Source organism: Comamonas denitrificans (genome assembly GCF_042654745.1).
GTDB lineage: Bacteria > Pseudomonadota > Gammaproteobacteria > Burkholderiales > Burkholderiaceae_C > Comamonas > Comamonas denitrificans.
On sequence record NZ_JBHSEY010000056.1, the window covers coordinates 37,835 to 57,502 of the forward strand.

18 protein-coding genes are annotated in these 19,668 nt (G+C 63.1%); 6 read left to right on the forward strand and 12 right to left on the reverse strand.

All coding sequences use genetic code 11. The features are described 5' to 3' along the window. The first annotated feature begins 25 nt into the window (after window positions 1-25). A complete protein-coding gene (locus tag ACFO24_RS11745; protein ID WP_377738515.1) occupies window positions 26-778 on the forward strand; it encodes a glycosyltransferase family 25 protein in 753 nt (250 codons plus the stop codon). Here the strand turns inward: ACFO24_RS11745 and ACFO24_RS11750 are convergent. From ACFO24_RS11750 to ACFO24_RS11765, 4 genes are all read right to left on the reverse strand, one after another. Then, window positions 775-1,884, reverse strand: a complete 1,110-nt coding sequence (locus ACFO24_RS11750; protein WP_377738516.1) for a glycosyltransferase — start codon at window positions 1,882-1,884, stop codon at window positions 775-777. The genes ACFO24_RS11745 and ACFO24_RS11750 overlap by 4 nt on opposite strands. Before the next feature lie 102 nt (window positions 1,885-1,986). After that, on the reverse strand, window positions 1,987-2,199 hold the full coding sequence (locus tag ACFO24_RS11755) for a zinc-finger domain-containing protein (protein ID WP_377738517.1): 213 nt from the start codon (window positions 2,197-2,199) through the stop codon (window positions 1,987-1,989). An 85-nt stretch (window positions 2,200-2,284) separates the two neighbouring features. Continuing rightward, window positions 2,285-3,670, reverse strand: coding sequence for a DNA repair protein RadA (radA, locus tag ACFO24_RS11760; RefSeq protein WP_207574009.1), 1,386 nt, complete (start codon window positions 3,668-3,670; stop codon window positions 2,285-2,287). 124 nt (window positions 3,671-3,794) lie between these two features. Further along, a complete protein-coding gene (locus tag ACFO24_RS11765; protein WP_377738518.1) occupies window positions 3,795-4,340 on the reverse strand; it encodes an acyloxyacyl hydrolase in 546 nt (181 codons plus the stop codon). A 98-nt stretch (window positions 4,341-4,438) separates the two neighbouring features. On the opposite strand from ACFO24_RS11765, the gene recQ reads away from it, so the two are divergent. Together recQ and ACFO24_RS11775 are read left to right on the forward strand one after the other, a co-directional pair. Continuing rightward, a complete protein-coding gene (recQ, locus tag ACFO24_RS11770) occupies window positions 4,439-6,310 on the forward strand; it encodes a DNA helicase RecQ (RefSeq protein WP_377738519.1) in 1,872 nt (623 codons plus the stop codon). Between the two features lie 49 nt (window positions 6,311-6,359). Then, complete coding sequence (locus tag ACFO24_RS11775; RefSeq protein ID WP_377738521.1) at window positions 6,360-7,028, forward strand: DUF2799 domain-containing protein; 669 nt, start codon at window positions 6,360-6,362, stop codon at window positions 7,026-7,028. A gap of 358 nt (window positions 7,029-7,386) precedes the next feature. On the opposite strand, the gene ACFO24_RS11780 is transcribed toward ACFO24_RS11775, so the two are convergent. Continuing rightward, window positions 7,387-8,751, reverse strand: coding sequence for an FAD-binding oxidoreductase (locus tag ACFO24_RS11780; RefSeq protein ID WP_377738522.1), 1,365 nt, complete (start codon window positions 8,749-8,751; stop codon window positions 7,387-7,389). Window positions 8,752-8,863: 112 nt separating this feature from the next. Then, a complete protein-coding gene (locus tag ACFO24_RS11785) occupies window positions 8,864-9,526 on the reverse strand; it encodes an alanine racemase (protein ID WP_377738524.1) in 663 nt (220 codons plus the stop codon). Between the two features lie 109 nt (window positions 9,527-9,635). Here ACFO24_RS11785 and lplT point away from each other — a divergent pair, with 109 nt between their 5' ends. Together lplT and ACFO24_RS11795 are read left to right on the forward strand one after the other, a co-directional pair. After that, window positions 9,636-10,961, forward strand: a complete 1,326-nt coding sequence (gene lplT, locus ACFO24_RS11790; RefSeq protein WP_377738553.1) for a lysophospholipid transporter LplT — start codon at window positions 9,636-9,638, stop codon at window positions 10,959-10,961. Between the two features lie 77 nt (window positions 10,962-11,038). Beyond that, on the forward strand, window positions 11,039-12,586 hold the full coding sequence (locus tag ACFO24_RS11795; RefSeq protein WP_377738525.1) for a phosphoethanolamine transferase: 1,548 nt from the start codon (window positions 11,039-11,041) through the stop codon (window positions 12,584-12,586). 5 nt (window positions 12,587-12,591) lie between these two features. Here the strand turns inward: ACFO24_RS11795 and ACFO24_RS11800 are convergent, their stop codons facing one another. Together ACFO24_RS11800 and pyrE are read right to left on the reverse strand one after the other, a co-directional pair. Then, a complete protein-coding gene (locus ACFO24_RS11800) occupies window positions 12,592-13,212 on the reverse strand; it encodes a DUF4124 domain-containing protein (RefSeq protein WP_377738526.1) in 621 nt (206 codons plus the stop codon). 70 nt (window positions 13,213-13,282) lie between these two features. Further along, complete coding sequence (pyrE, locus tag ACFO24_RS11805) at window positions 13,283-13,987, reverse strand: orotate phosphoribosyltransferase (RefSeq protein WP_377738528.1); 705 nt, start codon at window positions 13,985-13,987, stop codon at window positions 13,283-13,285. Between the two features lie 16 nt (window positions 13,988-14,003). Between pyrE and ACFO24_RS11810 the strand changes: the two genes are divergently transcribed. After that, the gene (locus tag ACFO24_RS11810; protein ID WP_377738554.1) at window positions 14,004-14,807 is read left to right on the forward strand and encodes an exodeoxyribonuclease III; all 804 of its coding nucleotides are present in this window, start codon (window positions 14,004-14,006) and stop codon (window positions 14,805-14,807) included. 108 nt (window positions 14,808-14,915) lie between these two features. Here the strand turns inward: ACFO24_RS11810 and metH are convergent, their stop codons facing one another. From metH to ACFO24_RS11830, 4 genes are all read right to left on the reverse strand, one after another. Next, window positions 14,916-17,672, reverse strand: a complete 2,757-nt coding sequence (gene metH / locus ACFO24_RS11815) for a methionine synthase (RefSeq protein WP_377738529.1) — start codon at window positions 17,670-17,672, stop codon at window positions 14,916-14,918. Between the two features lie 110 nt (window positions 17,673-17,782). After that, entirely contained in the window at window positions 17,783-18,502 is a 720-nt protein-coding gene (locus ACFO24_RS11820; RefSeq protein ID WP_377738530.1) for a dienelactone hydrolase family protein, read from the reverse strand. A 24-nt stretch (window positions 18,503-18,526) separates the two neighbouring features. Beyond that, a complete protein-coding gene (locus ACFO24_RS11825; RefSeq protein ID WP_207574038.1) occupies window positions 18,527-18,985 on the reverse strand; it encodes a hemerythrin domain-containing protein in 459 nt (152 codons plus the stop codon). A gap of 42 nt (window positions 18,986-19,027) precedes the next feature. Next, window positions 19,028-19,666 carry an ABC-type transport auxiliary lipoprotein family protein gene (locus tag ACFO24_RS11830; protein ID WP_377738531.1) on the reverse strand — a complete coding sequence of 213 codons (639 nt, stop codon included), beginning with the start codon at window positions 19,664-19,666 and terminating at the stop codon, window positions 19,028-19,030. Between the last annotated feature and the right edge of the window lie 2 nt (window positions 19,667-19,668).

Below are 19,668 nucleotides of genomic sequence, written 5' to 3' on the forward strand. Positions count from 1 at the left end.
CTAACAAAGTACTTTAAAAAATATTATGCAGCCTCTGCCAATTATCTATATCAATTTGGAAAAAGACGCTCTTCGCCGCACAAGAATGGTGGAGCAATCAAAAATGCTGGGCTTATCCGCCCAGCGTTTGGATGCAGTGTATTGGGCTGATTTGGATGAAAAAATCCAAACTCAGCATTGTAGTCCCGCACTCAACCAGCGTCAGTACTTCAAGCCTTTGGGGAATGGTGAAAAGGGCTGTTATGCCAGCCATGTCCTAGCTTGGCAGCAATTGTTGGCCAGCGATGCGCCGGCTTTGGTGGTCCTGGAGGACGATGTGCGCTTGCTGCCCAACTTTCCGTCAGTGCTGCAAGCGATCGCTGATTTGCCGCCCCAGAGCTGGGACATGGTCAAGCTGTATGGGCGAGCGCAAGAAAAAATTGCCCAACGTGCGCCATTGGCCAATACCGGGGTGGAGTTGATTACCTATCGGCGCGTACCCAGCTTTGCGGCGGCGTATGTCATTAGCCGGGCTGGGGCGCAGAAGCTGCTGGCCAGTCGGGTGCCGTTTGGGCGGCCCGTGGATGTCGATATGCGCTTTTGGTTTGAGAACGGCGTGCGCACTTTTGGCGTATTCCCCAGCGTGGTGGCCTTGGACGACACCAGTGCCGAGAGCAGTATTTGGCAGGGGGGACGCGATCGGCTGACTTTGATCCAGCGGTTGCGCAAGCTGAAAATGAAACTTCAACTCGCCTGGGGCAACGCCAGAGCGCAGCCGCCACAATTGCCGCTGCATTAAGTGGTTGGTTTGGTGGCCGGGAGAAGCGGCATGTCCAACAACGCCTGGTAGCGCTGCGCCATTTGCTCGTCGCCATAGCGGGTCAGGGCAGTGTGGCGGGCCTGCGTGCCGAGTTGCGCTGCGTAATCGGGCTGGGTCAGCAATTGCTCCAAGGCGTGCGCCAAAGCGGCTGGGTTGGCGTGGGGAACGATCAAACCATCGTGCTGGTGTTGCAGTACATCCCGTGCGCCAGGGGCATCGCTGGTGATGCAGGCGCAGCCAGCCGCCATGGCCTCAACCAGGGCCAGTGGCATTCCCTCCCAGTGCGTGGCGAGGACGAAAACCTGCGTTTTTGCCAGCCGCTGCGGTACATCAGCCACCTTGCCTAAAAAAACGACCTGCTCGTGCAGTCCCAGGGTATGCGCCAGACGCTCCATCTGCTTGCGCAGTCGTGTACTGCCAGCCCCAGCCAAATACAACCGAGGCTGCAGCCCCTGCGCTTTGAGCAGCGCCAAAGCCCGAAGCAACGTGGCGTGGTCTTTTTGCCGTCCAAACCGCGCGGCCATGAGGATGGCAGGTTCGCGGTCTTGCCAGTGGGCGGGCAGCAGGCTGTCGGGGAATTTCTCCAGGGCAATGCCGTTCAAGATGGCGATGCAGCGCTCGGGCGGAAAACCGCGCTCTATCAGCGCCTGGCGCACGCCTTCGGAGACACCGATGCTGGCCTGGGTGAACGGGGCCAGTGCCAGCGCTTGGCGCAGGCGCTGGGGGGTGTAGCGCTCGCGGCTGTTGTGTTCGACGTGAAAGATGCGCGGCACGCCTTCGGCCACGGCCGCTTGGCGGCCCCAGATGTGGTCACTAAAGCCGTGGGCAAAGACGGCATCGGGCTGCCAGCTGCGGATGATGCGGCGCAGTTCCCACACCGTAAGGGCGTGCAGCCAGTTGGAGACCACGCGCACGTCCAGCCCCTGGTCGCGCAGCGCCTGCACGCGGGCGGCGCTGGTGTTGCGTTTGCGCCGCAGCACCAGCAGGGTGTGCGTGCCAGGCGTGCGCTGGGCGGCCAGGCACAGGTCGATGGCAACCTGGGTTGCGCCAGAAAAACCGCCAGTGACAAAGTGCAAGATGCGCATCAGCTCAAAAGAAAAAAGAAGGCACGCCAAGAAGGCAAGAAAAAAGGGCTTGGCAGCAGGGCCAGCCCTTGGGCAAGGTCAAGGCAGCGCGGGCGCAGCCGTTCAGTGCCCGCCCTGGAACACTTCGCCCGCTTTGAGCTGGTACACGGTGCCGCAGTACGGGCACTTGCCTTGGCCATCGTGGCCCACGTCGATATAGACGCGGGGGTGGCTGTTCCACAGCTTCATGTCGGCCTTGGGGTGGGGGCAGTAAAAATCGCCTGCGGGGTTCAGGTCGTGGGCGGTCAGTTCAACGGGGGCCGTGGTGGTGGTCATGGGGACGGTCTCTTTCGGTCAAATCAATCGAATTTATGGGATAGGGCACTCACGCGGCGGATTTTACGCCGGGGGTGCGCAGCCCTTACTCCAAGCCGCGCAAGGTGTCCATCGCCTCATCCACGCGCTCCACTGCATGAATGCTCAGGCCGGGGATGGCGCGTTTGGGGGCATTGGCTTTGGGCACGATGGCGGTGGTAAAGCCCAGCTTGGCCGCTTCCTTCAGGCGCTCTTGGCCGCGCGGGGCGGGGCGGATTTCGCCGGCCAGGCCCACTTCGCCAAAGGCGATAAAGCCGCGCGGCAGCGGTTTGCCACGCAGGCTGCTGGTGATGGCCAGCATCACGGCCAAATCCGCCGCCGGTTCGCTGATGCGCACACCGCCGACGGCATTCACAAACACATCCTGATCGGCACAGGCCACACCGGCGTGGCGGCTGAGCACGGCCAGCAGCATCGCCAGGCGGTCGCGCTCTAGGCCCACCGATAAGCGCCGGGGCGCGGGGCTGCCGCCATCGACCAGGGCTTGAATTTCGACCAGCAGCGGGCGCGTGCCTTCCAGCGTGACCAGCACGCAGCTGCCGGGCACCGGCTCGCTGTGCTGGCTCAAGAAAATAGCGCTGGGGTTGGAAACGCCTTTGAGGCCTTTCTCGGTCATGGCAAACACGCCGATTTCGTTCACCGCGCCAAAGCGGTTTTTGATGGCGCGAATCAGGCGGTGCGGGCTGTGCGTGTCGCCCTCAAAGTACAGCACCGTATCGACCATGTGCTCCAGCACGCGCGGCCCGGCCAGGGCGCCCTCTTTGGTCACGTGGCCGACCAAGATGACGGTGATGCCCGTGCTTTTGGCCATGCGGGTGAGGTGGGCGGCGCACTCGCGCACCTGGGCCACCGAGCCGGGGGCGCTGCTCAGTTGGTCGGAGTACACGGTTTGGATGGAGTCAATCACCGCCACCGCCGGTTGCACGGCATCAATGGTGGCCAGGATTTTTTCGAGTTGAATTTCAGCCAGCAAATTAACTTGGCTGCCCTCAATGCCCAAACGGCGCGAGCGCAGCGCCACCTGCGCCCCGCTTTCTTCGCCGGTGACGTACAGCGTGGGCAAGCCGCTGCGCTGCAGCGCATCCATGGCCTGCAGCAGCAGGGTGGATTTGCCAATGCCGGGGTCGCCACCGATCAGCACCACGCCGCCCTCGACCACGCCGCCGCCCAGCACGCGGTCCAGCTCGCTCAGGCCGCTGGGGGTGCGGGCGACATCCTGCGCCTCGATGGCTGCCAGCGGGGTGACCGGCTGGGCATTGGCCAGCCCGGCGTAGCCTTGGGGCGTGCCCAGGCGGTTTTTGCCACCGCTGGCCGACTCGGCCACGGTTTCCACCAGGCTGTTCCACGCGCCGCAGCTGGGGCATTTGCCCAACCAGCGCGGCGAGGTGCCGCCGCAGGCGTTGCAGGTAAAAAGGGTTTTTTCTTTGGCCACAATAAAAAAAGGAGCTGCTTGCGCTTTAAATTCAACAATTTCAAGCTTGTTTTTTATGAAATTGCTGATTTTTAAAGCGGTAGCAGCTATTGGTAAAAGTTTAAATTCCTGAGGCTTTCACGTTCTAAAAAGCCACGGCATAGCGAAGCAGCAGGAAATTATCGCCAGGGTTGGGTTTTTTCAGTCCGGCATTGGACTGGTGCTGCACCCGCAGCGCCAAGGCATGGCGGCCCTGGGGGCCGAAGTTGCGCCCCACGCCCAGGTGCGAGGCAAAGTTGTAGCGGGTGCCGAAGTATTTATCGCCGTTGGCGTAGTGGCGGTTGTGCCAGACCAGGCCCGTGCCCGCTTCCACAAACCAGCGCGATGCGCCCTGGGCAGGCCGCCAGCGCAGATTGATGCCCGCACCCAAGGCGGTCACGCTGCGGCGCTGGGCCCCTTCAGGGCGGGCCGAGAGGGTGCCCAGCCCCAGATCCCACGCCCCCGTCAGCTGCCCGCTGCCCAGGGCATGCGCCCAGTTCCAGGGCAGGGTCACCCCCAGCGTTGCGGTATAAGCACCATGCCTGCCGCTGCCCGCTTGCAGGTACAGGCTGGGGCTGTCTTGGCTTTGCGCCGCTGCCCATGGCGAGGCCAGCAACAGGGCGAAGCCGAATGCAGAGGTGATGTTTTTCATTTCAGCACTCCTTTCTCAAACAGAACGCCGCCGCGTTCAGCACCATCGTGAACCGCTGAGGGGAAAATACCCTTCTGGCAAACCCTGGAGGATACTTTTTGGCACCCACCCCGCACTCCGTTCTACACGATATTTTTGGCTACGACAGCTTTCGCGGGCCACAGCAGGGCATTGTCGAGCACGTCACCGCCGGGGGCGATGCGCTGGTGCTGATGCCCACCGGCGGCGGCAAAAGCCTGTGCTACCAGATTCCGGCCATCGTGCGCCAGCAGCAGGGGCTGGGCTGCAGCATCGTCGTCTCGCCGCTGATTGCGCTGATGCACGACCAGGTGGGGGCGCTGCACGAGGCCGGGGTGGATGCCGCCTTCCTCAACTCATCGCAATCTTACGAGCAGGCGCAAGAGGTTGAATGGCGCTTGCAAAGCGGGCAAATCACGCTGCTGTATGTGGCCCCTGAGCGGCTGGTCACGCCGCGCTTTCTGGGCCTGCTCGATGCCTTGTACGCCCAGGGGCAACTGGCCCTGTTTGCCATTGACGAGGCGCATTGCGTCAGCCAATGGGGGCACGACTTTCGCCCCGAATACCGCCAACTGGCCCTGCTGCACGAGCGCTATGCGGGCGTGCCGCGCATTGCCCTGACCGCCACCGCCGACGACCTGACCCGTGCCGACATGGTGCAGGGCCTGCACCTGCAAAACGCGCAGCAGTTCATCAGCAGCTTTGACCGGCCCAACATCCGTTACCGCATCGTCGAAAAAAAAGATGCCTTTGCGCAGCTGCAGCGCTTTATCCAGCACGAGCACGCGGGCGATGCCGGCGTGGTCTATGCCCAGTCGCGCCGCCGTGTCGAAGAGCTGGCCGAGAAGCTGCAGCAGTCCGGCATCCACGCCTTGCCCTACCACGCCGGGCTGCCGCCCGAGGTGCGGGCCCGCCACCAGCACCGCTTTTTGCGCGAAGAAGGCGTGGTGATGGTCGCCACCATCGCCTTTGGCATGGGCATCGACAAGCCCGATGTGCGCTTCGTGGCCCACGTGGATATGCCCAAAAACATCGAAAGCTATTACCAAGAAACCGGCCGCGCCGGGCGCGATGGGCTGCCCGCGCAGGCGTGGATGGCCTACGGCCTGGCCGACGTGGTGAACCAGCGGCGCATGATTGACGAGGGCGAGGCCGAGCAAGCCTTCAAAGCCATCTTGCGCGGCAAGCTCGATGCCCTGCTCGCTCTGGCCGAGGCCACCGACTGCCGCCGCCAGCGCCTGCTGGCCTACTTTGGCGAAGCCAGCGGCCCGTGCGGCAACTGCGACAACTGCCTGCAGCCGCCCGCGCTGTGGGATGGCACGGATGCGGCGCGCAAGCTGCTCTCGACCATCTACCGCGTACACCAAAAAAGCGCCCTGACCTTTGGCGCGGGCCACATCATCGACGTGCTGCGCGGCAAAGATTCAGACAAAGTGCGCCAGTACGGGCACGAGAGCATTTCCACCTTTGGCGTGGGCGCACAGTACTCCGAGGCGCAGCTCAAAGCCATCATGCGCCAGCTGCTGGCCACCGGCGCACTGGGACTGCACAAGGTGACCAGCGAAAACAGCGGCCATGTGTTTGACACGCTCACGCTCACCGATGCCTCCCGCGCCGTGCTGCAAGGCCAGGTGCAGGTGCTGCTGCGCGAAAGCCTGGCCGCCACCCGCACGCGCCGCCCCAAAGCCACCCCGGCCAACGTCGCCGCGCAAGACCTGGGGCCGGATGCGCAGGCGCGCTTTATCAACCTCAAAGCCTGGCGCAGCGAAGTGGCCAAGGCGCACGACCTGCCCGCCTACGTCATCTTCAACGATGCCACGCTGGTGGGCATTGCCCAGCGCAACCCGCAAACCCTGGCCGATTTGCACGGCATCAGCGGCATTGGCACCAAAAAGCTCGAAGCCTATGGGGCGGAAGTGTTGCGCGTGATTCAACCGGGCACCAAACTATAAAAATGGCCGCGGCCCACCATCCATCCACTGTGTCCAAACAGGAGCGTCCGTGAAGTTCTTATCCTCCCGCCTCCCCGCCCGCACCTTCCCCCTGCGCCACCGCGTGCGCCATATGCGCCTGCCGTTGGTGGGCCTGGCCTTGCTGGGCAGCTTGCTGCTCAACGGCTGCGCCGTCATGAGCGCGGAAGAATGCACCCATGCCGACTGGTACGCCCTGGGCCAAGCAGACGGCGCCAAGGGCCGCGACCGGCAGTACCTGCAGGAGCGCATCAGCGTCTGTGCGAAAGCACAGGTGACTGCCGACACGGGCCGCTACGCGCAAGGCTATGCCCAGGGGCTGCAGCAGTATTGCGTGGTTGAAAACGCCTTCTCGCTTGGTGCCAATGGGGGCCAGTACAAGGGCGTGTGCCCTGCGGCCATCGACCCGCAGTTTCGCCGCCGCTTTGATGCGGGTCGCGCGATCTATGACACCCGGCAGGAAGTCAAACGCCTGCAAGAGCGCATCAACGACAAAGAGCGCGAACTGACCCAGACCCACAAGGACGAGGAGCGCAAGCTGCGCGACCCGAAAAACGCCGACGAACGCCGCCGCATCCAGCGCGATTTTGAGCAGCGCCGCCACCGGCTGCGCTCTGAGATCGAGCAACTGGACCGCCAGCTGTACCGCGCCCGCGACCAGCAATACGATGCAGAGCGCCGGGGTCGACAACACCAATAGCTTCAACCGCTGATAAAAAAAGGGTTTCAGGAACAAAAGCACCTGAAACCCTTTTTTTTATCAGCGAGAACAGCTCTTGTATTGATACCACAGCACCCTGCCTGCCGGGCGGGTGGGTTGGGTCACGTGCAGGTTGGGCCTTCCGCTGGGTGCTGGAGCTGTTTCCAGCCCGTCAGCACCCCGTGGCAACGATTTAAGAACGTGTTCACAACCTCCTCGCGGGTGTGCAGTCGCGGCCTCGGGCGGTCTGCGGTGTTGCAAATCCTCGCCATAGCTACCGCTATGTCTGTGGTTTGCGCCTTGCAACCCATCCCGAACCGCATTCCGCACCCCTGCGCGCGGAAATCGTGAATACGTTCTAAAAGATTTTGCCCGGGTTAAGGATGCCCTGCGGATCGAGCGCGGTCTTGATGGCCCGCATCATGGCAATGGCGCCGTCGCCGCATTCTTCGCGCAAAAAATCTTGTTTGTGGATGCCTATGCCGTGCTCGCCGGTGCAGGTGCCGTCCATGGCGATGGCGCGGCTGACCAGGCGGTGGTTGAGCTGCTCGGCACGGTCGCGCTCGGCCGCGTCGTCGGGGTCGATCAGGTAGCCAAAGTGAAAGTTGCCGTCGCCCACGTGGCCCACCAAGAAGAAGGGGATGGCGCTGTCTTGCGCGTCTTGCACCGACTCCAACAGCGCATCGGCCAGGCGCGAGATAGGCACGCAGGCATCGGTGGTGATGCAGCGGCTGCCCGGGCGGCTTTGCACCCCGGCAAAGTAGGCGTTGTGCCGGGCGGTGAACAAGCGGGTGCGCTCTTCAGGCGTTTCGGCCCATTCAAAGTCTTGCGCCCGGTGCTCGGCGGCAATGGCCTGCACTTGCTCGACCTGTTCCTGCACGCCCGCTGGGGAGCCGTGAAATTCCATCAGCAGCATGGGCGCTTCGCGCAAGCTCAGTTGGCTGTAGCGATTGACCATGCCCACGGTGGCGGCATCCAGCAGTTCGACCCGCGCGATGGGCACGCCCAGTTGGATGGTTTCAATCACGGTGTGTACGGCATCGGCGATGCTGGCAAAGGTGCAGGTGGCGGCGCGCACGGCCTCGGGCAGGGGGTGCAGGCGCAGTGTGATTTCGGTGAAGATGCCCAGCGTGCCTTCGCTGCCGACCAGCAGGCGCGTGAGGTCGTAACCGGCGGCGCTTTTCTTGGCGCGGTTGCCGGTGCGGATGAGGTCGCCGCTGGCGGTGACGGCCTGCAGCGCCAGCACGTTCTCGCGCATGGTGCCGTAGCGCACGGCGTTGGTGCCGCTGGCGCGGGTGGCGGTCATGCCGCCGATGGTGGCATCCGCGCCGGGGTCGATGGGGAAGAACAGGCCCAGGTCTTTGATGGCTTCATTGAGCGCTTTGCGCCGAATGCCCGGCTGCACGGTGACCGTCATGTCCTCGGCATGCACCTGCAGCACCTGGTTCATGCGGCTCACATCCAGGCTGATGCCGCCGCGCACGGCCAGCAAATGCCCTTCCAGTGAGGTGCCCGCGCCGTAGGCAATGATGGGCACGCCATGCTGGGCGCACAGGCGCACGGCATCTTGCACGTCCTGGGTACTTTCGGCAAAGACCACCGCCATGGGCGGCGGTGCGGTGATGGATCCTTCATCGCTGCCATGCTGCTCGCACAGGGCCGCTGCGGTGGAGCATTGCTGGCCAAAACGCTGGCGCAGGGTGGGAAGAAAATCGGGGGACATGCGGGGTTCCTTTTTAAAAATAATAGCTGGTAGCGCTTTAAATAAAGCCAATTTTTAATGTTTTATTGAAATATCGTTATCAGTAAAGCGGGATGTGCTGCAAATATGTGCTTTACATGCAGCACATCAATTCCACATCCCAGCCGTGCTGCTCGGCCTGCTGGGCCAAGCTGTGCAGAGCGGGCAAAGGCATATCGGCCTGTAACTGCACCGGCACGGCGATGCTGCGCAGGCCAATCCAGTCTTGGGCCACGGGCTGCAAGGCCGCTATGAGTGCCGTGGCCGCCGCGCCATCGCTGGCCTGGGCCCACAGGGTGACATCTTCCACCTGCGGCAAGGCGGCCAGCCGGGCGTATCGGCTGCGCAGGTGGTGGGCGGCCATGCCGTGCGCCCCGGCCAGCAGCAGCACGGGCTGGGGCTGCTGGCTTTTGTGCGCGGCCAGCCAGTCGATTTGCGCGGCCTGGCCAATGCCGTGCCACAGCCCCAGGCGCGAGCACGCCTCCAGCCCGCGCGCATCGGCCACCCCGGGCAGCAGGGCCAGGGGGCCGCGCCAGCCCAGGCGGCGCAAGCGTGTGGCGCTGGCCGTATCGGGGGCGATAAAGCCTTCGGCCGCCTGCAGCTGGGCAAATTGTGTGGCGATGTGGTCAGCCCCCGCCCCTTGCCCTGCTGGCTCTTGCGGCGCCACGGCAGCCCACAGGCGGGCGGTTGGCAAGGTGGCCGCCAAGCTGGCCAAGGCGGTGGTTACAAAATCATCGGGGGCAGGGGTGGGCATCATTACAAGTTCTCTCAACGTGCGTGCGATTCTGACACTGGGGCACGTGATATAAACCTTGTCTTATTTGTTACAGGCCAGCGACCCCGCTGGCCTAGTGATTTTGAATTGCATGAAGCGCGGTTTCTATACCATCATGGCGGCGCAGTTTTTCAGCTCGCTGGCCGACAATGCCTTGTTCGTTACCGCGATCGCACTTCTGCGCAGCGCGGGGGCGCACGAGTGGCAGCAAGCGGCTTTGGTGCCCATGTTTGCCCTGTTTTACGTGGTGCTGGCCCCTTTTGTCGGGGCGTTTGCCGATGCCATGCCCAAAGGGCGGGTCATGCTGATCAGCAACACCATCAAGGTGCTGGGCTGCCTGCTGATGCTGTGGGGGGCGCATCCGCTGCTGGCCTACTCCATCGTGGGCCTGGGGGCGGCGGCGTATTCCCCGGCCAAGTACGGCATCCTGACCGAGTTGCTGCCCTCCTCGCAACTGGTGCGCGCCAATGGCTGGATTGAGGGGCTGACGATCAGCTCCATCATCCTGGGGGTGTTGCTGGGCGGCCAATTGGTTGGCCCGGTGGTTGCGCCCCTGCTCATGGGGCTGCACCTGCCCGGTGTGGACAGTGCCCCCCAGGCCGCCATTGCCGTGCTGGTGCTGGTGTATGCCCTGGCCGCTTTGTTCAACCTGGGCATTCCGCGCACCAGCGCCCGCTTGGTGCCGTTTTGGCAAAGCAGCCACCACGCCAGCAGCCCCTGCGCCGACCCAGGCAGCGGCCGCCGCAGTGCGGGGGTGTGGGGCTTGCTCCAAGATTTTTGGCGCTGCAACGCCAGCCTGTGGGGCGACAAGCTGGGGCAAATCTCGCTGTCGGCCACCACCTTGTTTTGGGGCGTATCGGGCAATTTGCGCTACATCGTGCTGGCCTGGGCCGCCGTGGCGCTGGGGTATGACACGACCAAGGCCTCTGCCCTGGTGGGCGTGGTGGCCCTGGGCACCGCGGCCGGGGCCATTTTGGCGGCCATGCGCATGCGTTTGCAGTACGCCACCCGCACCATTCCGCTGGGCATTGGCATGGGGCTGTTGGTGCTGGCGATGAACTTCATCAACGAGCTGTGGCTGGCGGTGCCGTTTTTGATTTTGTTGGGGGGGCTGGGCGGCTATTTGGTCGTGCCCATGAATGCCTTGCTGCAGCACCGTGGCCATTGCCTGATGGGCGCGGGCCGATCGATTGCGGTGCAAAACTTTAACGAGCAAATTGCCATTTTGGCGCTGGGGGCGCTGTACAGCCTGGGCTCGTGGGGGGGGCTGACGGCCTACGGGGCGATTACCGCCTGTGGCCTGCTGGTGGCCATCAGCATGTGGCTGATTGGGCGCTGGTATGTCTTTAACTGCCGCAACCACGGCGGCGAGATGCGCAAGCTGCTGACCATTGCCCGCAGCGATAAAAGCGAATAAGTAGCAGCGAATAAATATAAAAATTCATAGCTATTAGCGCTTATTTAATAAGGCGTTAAGCCGTATTTTTTAAAAATATGCGTTCTATCCATACTCAAACTTGGCGGGTCATTGCCGCTTGGCTGTTGTTTTTTACGCCCACTTTGCTGCCGGGCCTGTCTGCCTCGGCCCTGGGCCACCTGCTGTTGGCGGCCTGGTGTTTTGCGCCCGTGCTGTTGGTGCGCCCGCTGCTGCCGCTGGTGCTGGGGGGGCTGGCGCTCTTGGGCTGCGCCAACATTGTGCATGCCAGTTTTTTTGGCGCTTTGGTGGATGAGTTTTTCTTGGCCACCTTGCTGCGCACCACGCCGACAGAATCCCTAGAGTTTGTGCCCACGGTGCCCGGCCGGGCCTGGGCCACGCTGGCCCTGTGGCTGCTGGCCTGTGCCTGGGCCGGGCGCACGCTGTGGCGCACCCTGCCAGCGCTGCGCGGCACCTCCTTGCTGCTGCGCAGGGTGTGGCAGGGGGCCGGGCTGTTTTGGGCGTTGGTGCTGGTGTATGCGCTGATTCAGCAGCTCAATGCCAATACCTTTATGCGCAAGGCCAAAAGCCTGTATCCCCTGCATGTGGTGCGGGCCGCCATGCGCCAGCAAGAGATTGCGGCCGGGCTGTTTTTGCCGCCCCTGCTGCCCAGCAGCGCCCCCAATACCAGCAGCCAAGTCGATACCATCGTGGTGGTGCTGGGCGAAAGCGCTACTGCCCACCGCTGGTCGTTGTTGGGGTACCAGGGGGCCCCTACCAATGCCCCGCTGGCCAGCGTGCCCGGCATCGCCGCCACCACCGTGCTGGCCCAGGGGTGGAATACGGCGGCCGCGCTGCCCTACATGCTGACCGGCATGTCGGCCCTGGACAGTACCGCCCGCCGCGCACCATCGTTTCTCGATCTGGCCCAGCATGCTGGCTATAAAACCTTTGCGTTCAGCAATTCGCGCTTTTTCAGCTTGCACGAAGACTTTTTCAGCTACGCCTTGCGCCGTGCCAGTGCGGTGTATCAAAAAGTGGGCAATGGCGACTTTGATGAGGTGCTGACGCGCAGCCTGCGCACGGCCTTGGCCGATCCGGCCCCGCGCAAGCTGATCGTGCTGCACACCTATGGCAGCCACCCCCAGCTGCAAGAGCGCACACCGTCCAGCTACCGCGCCGTGGCCGATGCCTACGACAACAACACCCACTACAGCAGCCATTTGCTGGCGCAGTGGATTGGGCTGTTGGAGCAGGCCAGCAGTCCCCACCGCAGCGCCTTGCTGCTGTACACCAGTGACCACGGCGTGCTGCTGCCGCCCTGTGCCGATGATTACCGCCACGGGGCCGGTTTGAGCAGCCTGGAGGTGCCCATGCTGGTCTGGGCCAACCCGGTGACCCATGCCCAGCATGCGCCGGTGTTGCCGATCTTTGCCCAAGCTCCCCAGGCCGACGGGCCGGGCCAAGCCCCCGAACACTCCAACGCCCTGTTGGCCGAAACGGCGATGCGGGCGGTGGGGTATGGTGCCTTGCTGGAGCAAGCCGACTGGCCCAGCAGCGCCAATCCCGGTTTGAATGGCATTGCGTGGGCAACGCTGCGCCAGCGCAATGCCTGCACGCTGCAATAAAAAAGCTAGGGCTGCTCCCCGGCCCAGAGTTTTTCTAGCAGCCGCCCTTCATCGTCAAAGCGCAGCATGGTGCGCTGGCGGTTGAGCTCATTGGTCTCGATGGACTGTTTTTGTGCTGCCACGGCCATTTGGGCGGCTTTCACGGCCCTTTGGGCTTCTGGTGTGGGGTTGCTGCCCTGCGTGGCCAAATCTTTTTGTGCTTGCAGGTACAGCTCATCCAAGCTGGCCAGCCGTGCCCGGGCCATGGCCTGCACCTCGTCGAGTTGCTGCGCTTGCTGCAGGCGCGCGGCCTCATGGGCATTGCGATCGGGGTAGCGCAGCAAGAGCGCCTGGTTTAAGCGCCGTTGCTCGGCGATGCGCTCGCGCTCGCGCTGTTGGTGTTCGCGCTCGCGGGCGGCTTGCTCGCGCTCGCTTTTGGTTAAAACAGGGGGAAGCGGCTGGCGCTCTACGCCGCTGGGGCCCAGCACGCGCTGCTCACGGTCCAGGCATTCCGGGATGGGGCGATCGGACACCAGGCGGCGGCCCCGATCATCCACGCAGGAGTACACCGCAGAACTTTGTGCCCACACGCTGGCGCACACCAGCACCAGCCCTGCGGCGACCCCTCCTGAAAAATAATGACGCATATCCTGGTTCCGCCTGTGTCCCCTGCGCTGTGCAGCCCTTGGTGTTGTTGTGGTGTATTTGCTGGCGCGCTTACCCGGCGACCCCATACCGCTGGCGGTACGCGGTGACGCGCTGGTAGTGCTCGGCCATGGTGGCTTCGCCATCGGCTTGTTGGCCCAAGTAGGCCAGTAAGTCGGCCAGTGTAGCAATAGCGCAAACCTGCAGCCCCAGTTGCTGGCGCACGTATTGCACGGCGCTGTGCGCAACGTCCTGGCCGTTTTCGGTGGCCATTTCCTGGCGGTCCAAGGCAATGGCCACCGCATGCGGGGTGGCCCCGGCGGCCTGGATGAGGGCAATCGATTCGCGTGCTGCGGTGCCAGCGCTCATCACGTCGTCGATGATGAGCACGCGGCCCTGCAGCGGGGCCCCAACCAAGGTGCCGCCTTCGCCGTGGTCTTTGGCTTCTTTGCGGTTGTAGGCAAAGGGCACGTTCTTGCCCATGCGGGCCAGCTCCACGGCCACCGTGGCGGCCAGCGGAATGCCTTTGTAGGCGGGGCCAAATACCATGTCAAACTCGATGCCGCTGGCCACAATGGCCTGTGCATAAAATTGGGCCAGGCGGGCCAGCTTGGCACCGTCATCAAACAGACCGGCGTTAAAAAAGTAGGGACTCATGCGCCCGGCTTTGGTTTTGAATTCACCAAAGCGCAACACGCCCGCTTCCACCGCAAAGGCCACAAACGCTTGGGCCAAACCTGCAGCATCTACCGGCTGCGTGACTTCTTGATTCGACATGACGACTACTTCTTCCCTGTTTCAACTGACCAGCCTGAATTTGAACGGCATCCGCTCTGCAACCACCAAGGGGCTGGAGGCTTGGCTGGCCACCATGCGGCCCGATTGTATTTGTGTGCAAGAGTTAAAAGCCCAGCCGACCGACATTGCTGGGCGCTTTGAGACCCTGGCCGGGCTGCCGGGCTGGTTTCACTGCGCCGAAAAAAAGGGCTATTCCGGCGTGGGCATCTACAGCCGCCACGCGCCCAGTGACGTAATTGTTGGCTTTGGCAACCCCGAGTTTGATGCCGAGGGCCGCTACATCGAAGCCCGCTTTGACACGCCGCAGCGCAAGCGCTCCATCATCAGCAGTTACTTTCCCAGTGGCTCTTCGGGGGAAGAGCGGCAAGCGGCCAAGTTTCGCTTTCTGGATGCCATGCATGCCCACCTGATGGCGCTGAAAGAGGAGCGGGACTTTATTTTGTGCGGCGACATCAATATCGCGCACACGCAAAAAGACATTAAAAACTGGCGCAGCAACCAAAAAAACAGCGGTTTTACCCCCGAAGAGCGCGCCTGGATGGACCAGCTGCTCAGCGACGATCCGGCCCGTGGCGGCTTGCGCGATGTGTACCGCCAGCTCGAGCCGGAGGCCACCGACGCAGGCTACACCTGGTGGAGCAACCGGGGCCAGGCCTATGCCAACAACGTGGGCTGGCGCATTGATTACCACCTGGCCACCCCGGCGCTGGCCGCTTTGGCGCGCAGCAGCAGCATCTACAAGGGGGAAAAGTTTTCTGACCACGCGCCGCTGACCGTGGGCTACGAGTGGACGTTTTAATAGATGAGCTGTTTGCGCACGCAGATAAAAGGTTTCATGCATAAAAATGCATGAAACCTTGATTTAATCAGCGCAAACAGCTTTTAAAACCAGAGCAAACCTCGCCCATCACCCCAGATTTGGGGCCAGGCGGCGGCGCAGTTCTTCCACGTCCATGCCCCGGCGCTGGGCCATGTCTTGCACCTGATCGTCGCCAATCGTGCCCACGCTGAAGTAGCTGGCCTGCGGGTGGGCCAGGTAAAAGCCGCTGACGCTGGAGGCCGGGTGCATGGCCAGGCTCTCGGTCAGCTGCATGCCGATTTCGTCGGTGCGCAGGGCTTTGAACAGGTCGATCTTGGGCGTGTGGTCGGGGCAGGCCGGGTAGCCGGGGGCGGGGCGGATGCCTTGGTATTGCTCTTTGATGAGGGCCTCGTTGTCCAGGGCTTCATCGGCGGCATAGCCCCACAAATCTTTGCGCACGCGCTGGTGCAGGCATTCGGCAAAGGCTTCGGCCAGGCGATCGGCCAAGCTTTTGAACATGATGCTGCTGTAGTCGTCCAGCGCGTCGAGAAATTCTTTTTCTTTTTTCTCGCTGCCAATCCCGGCGGTGACGGCAAACAGGCCGGCGTAGTCGGCAATGCCGCTGTCCTTGGGGGCGACAAAGTCGGCCAGGCAGCGGCTGGGGCGCAACTGGCCTTCGGCATCCACCTGTTTTTCGGTTTGCTGGCGCAGGCCGTACCAGGTCATCAGCACCTGGCTGCGGCTTTCGTCGGTGTAGAACTCGATGTCGTCGCCCACGCGGTTGGCCGGGTACAGGCCCAGCACACCGTTGGCTTGCAGCCAGCGGCCTTCAACGATTTTTTTCAGCATGGCCTGCCCGTCGGCCAAGACTTTGCGGGCTTCTGTGCCGACGATTTCATCGTCCAGGATGGCGGGGTAGGGGCCGGCCAAATCCCAGGTCTGAAAGAAGGGGCCCCAGTCGATGAACTGGGCGATTTCGGCCAGGTCGAAGTTTTTGAACACGCGCCGCCCCAGGGCGCGGGGGGCCACGGGGGGCGGGTTGGCAAAGTCCAGCTGCGGCAGATTGGCGCGGGCTTTGGCCAGGGGCCACAGGGGTTGCTTTTTGCGCTTGGCGTGCAGTTGGCGCACGTGTTCGTAATCGGCGGCCACTTCGGCCAGGTAGGCGGCGCGGTTCTCGCCCAGCAGGTTTTGCGCCACGCCCACGCTGCGCGAGGCATCGGGCACGTAGATGACCGGGCCGTTGTATTGCGGGGCGATTTTCACGGCGGTGTGCACGCGCGAGCAGGTGGCCCCGCCGATCAGGAGTGGGGTCTGGCGGCTGCGGAAGTACTCGTCCTTGTCCATTTCGCCGGCCACGTACTGCATTTCTTCCAGGCTGGGGGTGATCAGGCCCGACAGGCCCACCATGTCGGCGTTCACCTCTTTGGCCTTGGCCAGGATTTCGTGGCAGGGCACCATCACGCCCATGTTGATAACGTCAAAGTTGTTGCACTGCAGCACCACGGTGACGATGTTTTTGCCAATGTCGTGTACGTCGCCCTTGACGGTGGCAATCACGATCTTGCCCTTACTGGAGACGTCGATGCCCGCCGCCTCTTGCTGGCGCTTTTCTTCCTCGATGTAGGGAATGAGGTGGGCCACGGCCTGCTTCATCACGCGCGCGCTTTTCACCACCTGGGGCAAAAACATTTTGCCCGCGCCAAACAGGTCGCCGACGATGTTCATGCCGTCCATCAGCGGCCCTTCGATGACGTGCAGCGGGCGGCCGCCTTGTTGCACCACGAGTTGCTGGTAGGCCTCTTCGGTGTCTTCGGTGATGAAGTCGGTAATGCCGTGTACCAGCGCGTGCGACAGGCGCTCGCCCACGGTTTTGGGGTTGTCGGGCGTGCCGCGCCATTCGAGTTTTTTGCTCTCGTCCTTGGCCGCGCCTTTGGCGGCTTCGGCAATTTCCAAGAGGCGTTCGGCGGCATCGTCGCGCCGGTTCAAGACCACGTCTTCCACGCGCTCGCGCAGCTCGGGGTCCAGGTCGTCGTACACCCCGACCATGCCGGCATTGACGATGCCCATGTCCATCCCGGCCTGGATGGCGTGGTACAGAAAGACGGTGTGAATCGCTTCGCGCACCGGTTCGTTGCCCCGAAAGCTAAAGCTCACGTTGGAGACCCCGCCGCTGATTTTGGCCCCCGGCAGGTTGGCCTTGATCCAGCGCACGGCGTTGATGAAATCGACGGCGTAGTTGGCGTGCTCTTCGATGCCGGTGGCAATGGCGAAGATGTTGGGGTCGAAGATGATGTCTTCGGGCGGAAACCCCACCTCATCGACCAGGATGCGGTAGGCGCGTTCGCAGATTTCGATCTTGCGCTCAAAGGTGTCGGCCTGGCCTTTTTCGTCAAAGGCCATGACCACGGCGGCCGCGCCGTAGCGTTTGATGAGCCGCGCCTCGTGCTTGAATTTGTCCACCCCTTCTTTCATCGAGATGGAATTGACAATGCCCTTGCCCTGCAGGCAGCGCAGGCCCGCTTCGATCACTTCCCACTTGGAGCTATCGACCATCACCGGCACTTTGGCGATGTCCGGCTCCGAGCCGATCAGGTTCAAAAAGCGCACCATGGCGGCCTTGCTGTCGAGCATGGCCTCGTCCATGTTCACGTCGATCACCTGGGCGCCGTTTTCCACCTGCTGGCGCGCCACGGACAGGGCTTCTTCGTACTGCTCGTTCAGAATCATCCGCGCGAAGGCCTTGGAGCCGGTGACGTTGGTGCGCTCGCCCACGTTCACAAACAAAGAGTTCTCACCGATAAACACCGGCTCCAGGCCCGAGAGCTTCATGGGGGGAATGGTCTGAACAGGGGTCACGGTGGACATAGCACTCACTTCATCGAATAAAAGGCAAACAGGGCCGCGATTTTACCTTTGTAAATAGATAGCTTTAACCGCTTGAAAATAGTGTGTTTAAAGCGGTTTTATGCCCAAATTCAAGGCAGGGGAAGCGCAAGGTGCTGGTCAAAGAATAGCAAGGTGCGGTCTTTGGCCTGGATGGCGCTGTCGTGGTCGTAGCTGGCGCGCAGGTCGCAGTTAAAGCCGTGCTCGGCCTCATAGATATGCGTTTGCACGGGCGGCTGGTGGGCCGCTTGGGCTTGTGTGGCGTGGGCAAAGGCCAGCACTTCTTGCAGGGGGATGATGGTGTCGCGCCGGCCAAAGTGCGCTTGCACCGGGCAGCGGGGGCGGCGCGTGCGTTCGCGCTGGCTGGTCATGCCGCCGCCGTAGTAGGTGACGGCCGCCGACAGCTCGGGCACCTGGGCAGCGGCCCGCCACGTGACCAGGCCGCCCCAGCAAAAGCCGACCATGCCCACTTTGCACGGGGCCTGGGCCAAGGCCCATTGGGCGCTGGCTTGCACCTGTTGCAAGATGGCATCGGGCATGGCTTCGGCCTGGGCTTTGTACCGGCGGCCTTGGGCCACGTCGGCCTCGCTGTAGCCCAGATCCAGGCGCGGGGTAAAGCGGGCGAATAAATCAGGCGCGATGGCCAAAAATCCCCGGGTGGCCATGCGGTCGGTGACGGCCCGGATGTGGCTGTTTACGCCAAAAATTTCTTGCCCCACGATGACCGCGCCACGCACAGCGCCCGGCGGGTGGGCGGCCCAGGCCGAAAAGGGGGTGCCATCGGCGGCCTGCAGGTCAATCCACTGTCCCATCGCATGTCTCCTGGGCTCTTTTTTTTAGTGGCAACCGCAGCCTGTGCTGGCCGCTGCTGGGGTGGGCGCGGCCGCCACGGGCTGGGCATGGATGTCAAACCCGGTGCTTTGCAGGTGGTAAACCAAGGCGGCATCCATGGTTTTGGCGTGGTAGCTGAACCAGTGGGCCAAGTCGGGAATCATCGCCCGGATGGCGGCCAGATCGCCTTGCGCCCCTTTGGCCGCGCCGTCGCGCAGGATGTCCAGCACCGCTTGGTGTTGGTGAAAGTGGCAGTTGTCCGGGGCAAAACCGGTGGCCAGCATCCAGCGGTTTTCCATGGCGAAGTGCTCCTCGGTGTGGCTGACGATGGTGTGCCACAGCGCCAGCAAGGCGGCATCGTCGGCGCTTTCGGCGTGGGTGAGTAAATCGACAAATTCACGGTGGACGGTGTCCAGCTCTGGCAAGTCCAGCTGCAGTTTGTCGTCCCATTGCAAGGTGGCCATAAAGGGGTCTCTCTTTGGAGAAAGTGGATGAAAAAAACAAGCTTAACGGGCGGTGGCGGTGGTTTGCAGCCATTGGATCAGTTGCTGGCCCACGGCATCGGTGGCCTGGCTCAGGGCGGCCGCACCGCCGGCCGCATTGGCGCTGGGGGCGGGGAGGGTGGCGGTAAACAGCTGTTGGCCCAGCAGCACTTCACCGGCCGCTTGGTAGCCCATCAAGGTGGCCCGCAGGCGAATGTTGGCGCTGCTGTGTGCGGGCTGGTCAAACACCTGCTCAAACTGCTCCAGCGCCAGCAGCAGCACGGGGGGCGCTTGCCCGGCCACGCTGGGCGGGATGCGCCCGCCTTCGGCGCTGAGCACCACGCGCTGGCCTTGGCTGAGCCATTGGCGCAGGCGCTCTTGCACCAGCAGCTCGGGCGGCAGGCTCCAGTGGGCTTGGCTGTAAGCGTGCCGGTGGTGGGGTTGGGCGTAGGCCAGGCGGTAGTGCATGGCGGTGGTGCTGCCCTCGGCCTGCCAGGGGGCCTGGATATCGGCCAGTACCACGGCAGGGGGGAGCGCGGCGGGCATTTCGGCCCAGGTGGCCAGGCCCAAATCAAAGCGTTCGGGCTCTTGCGGCGGTGTGGGCAGGCTTTGGCAGGCGGTCAGCAAAACCGTCAAAACCAGGGGGGATAGGCGCAGCAGCATGG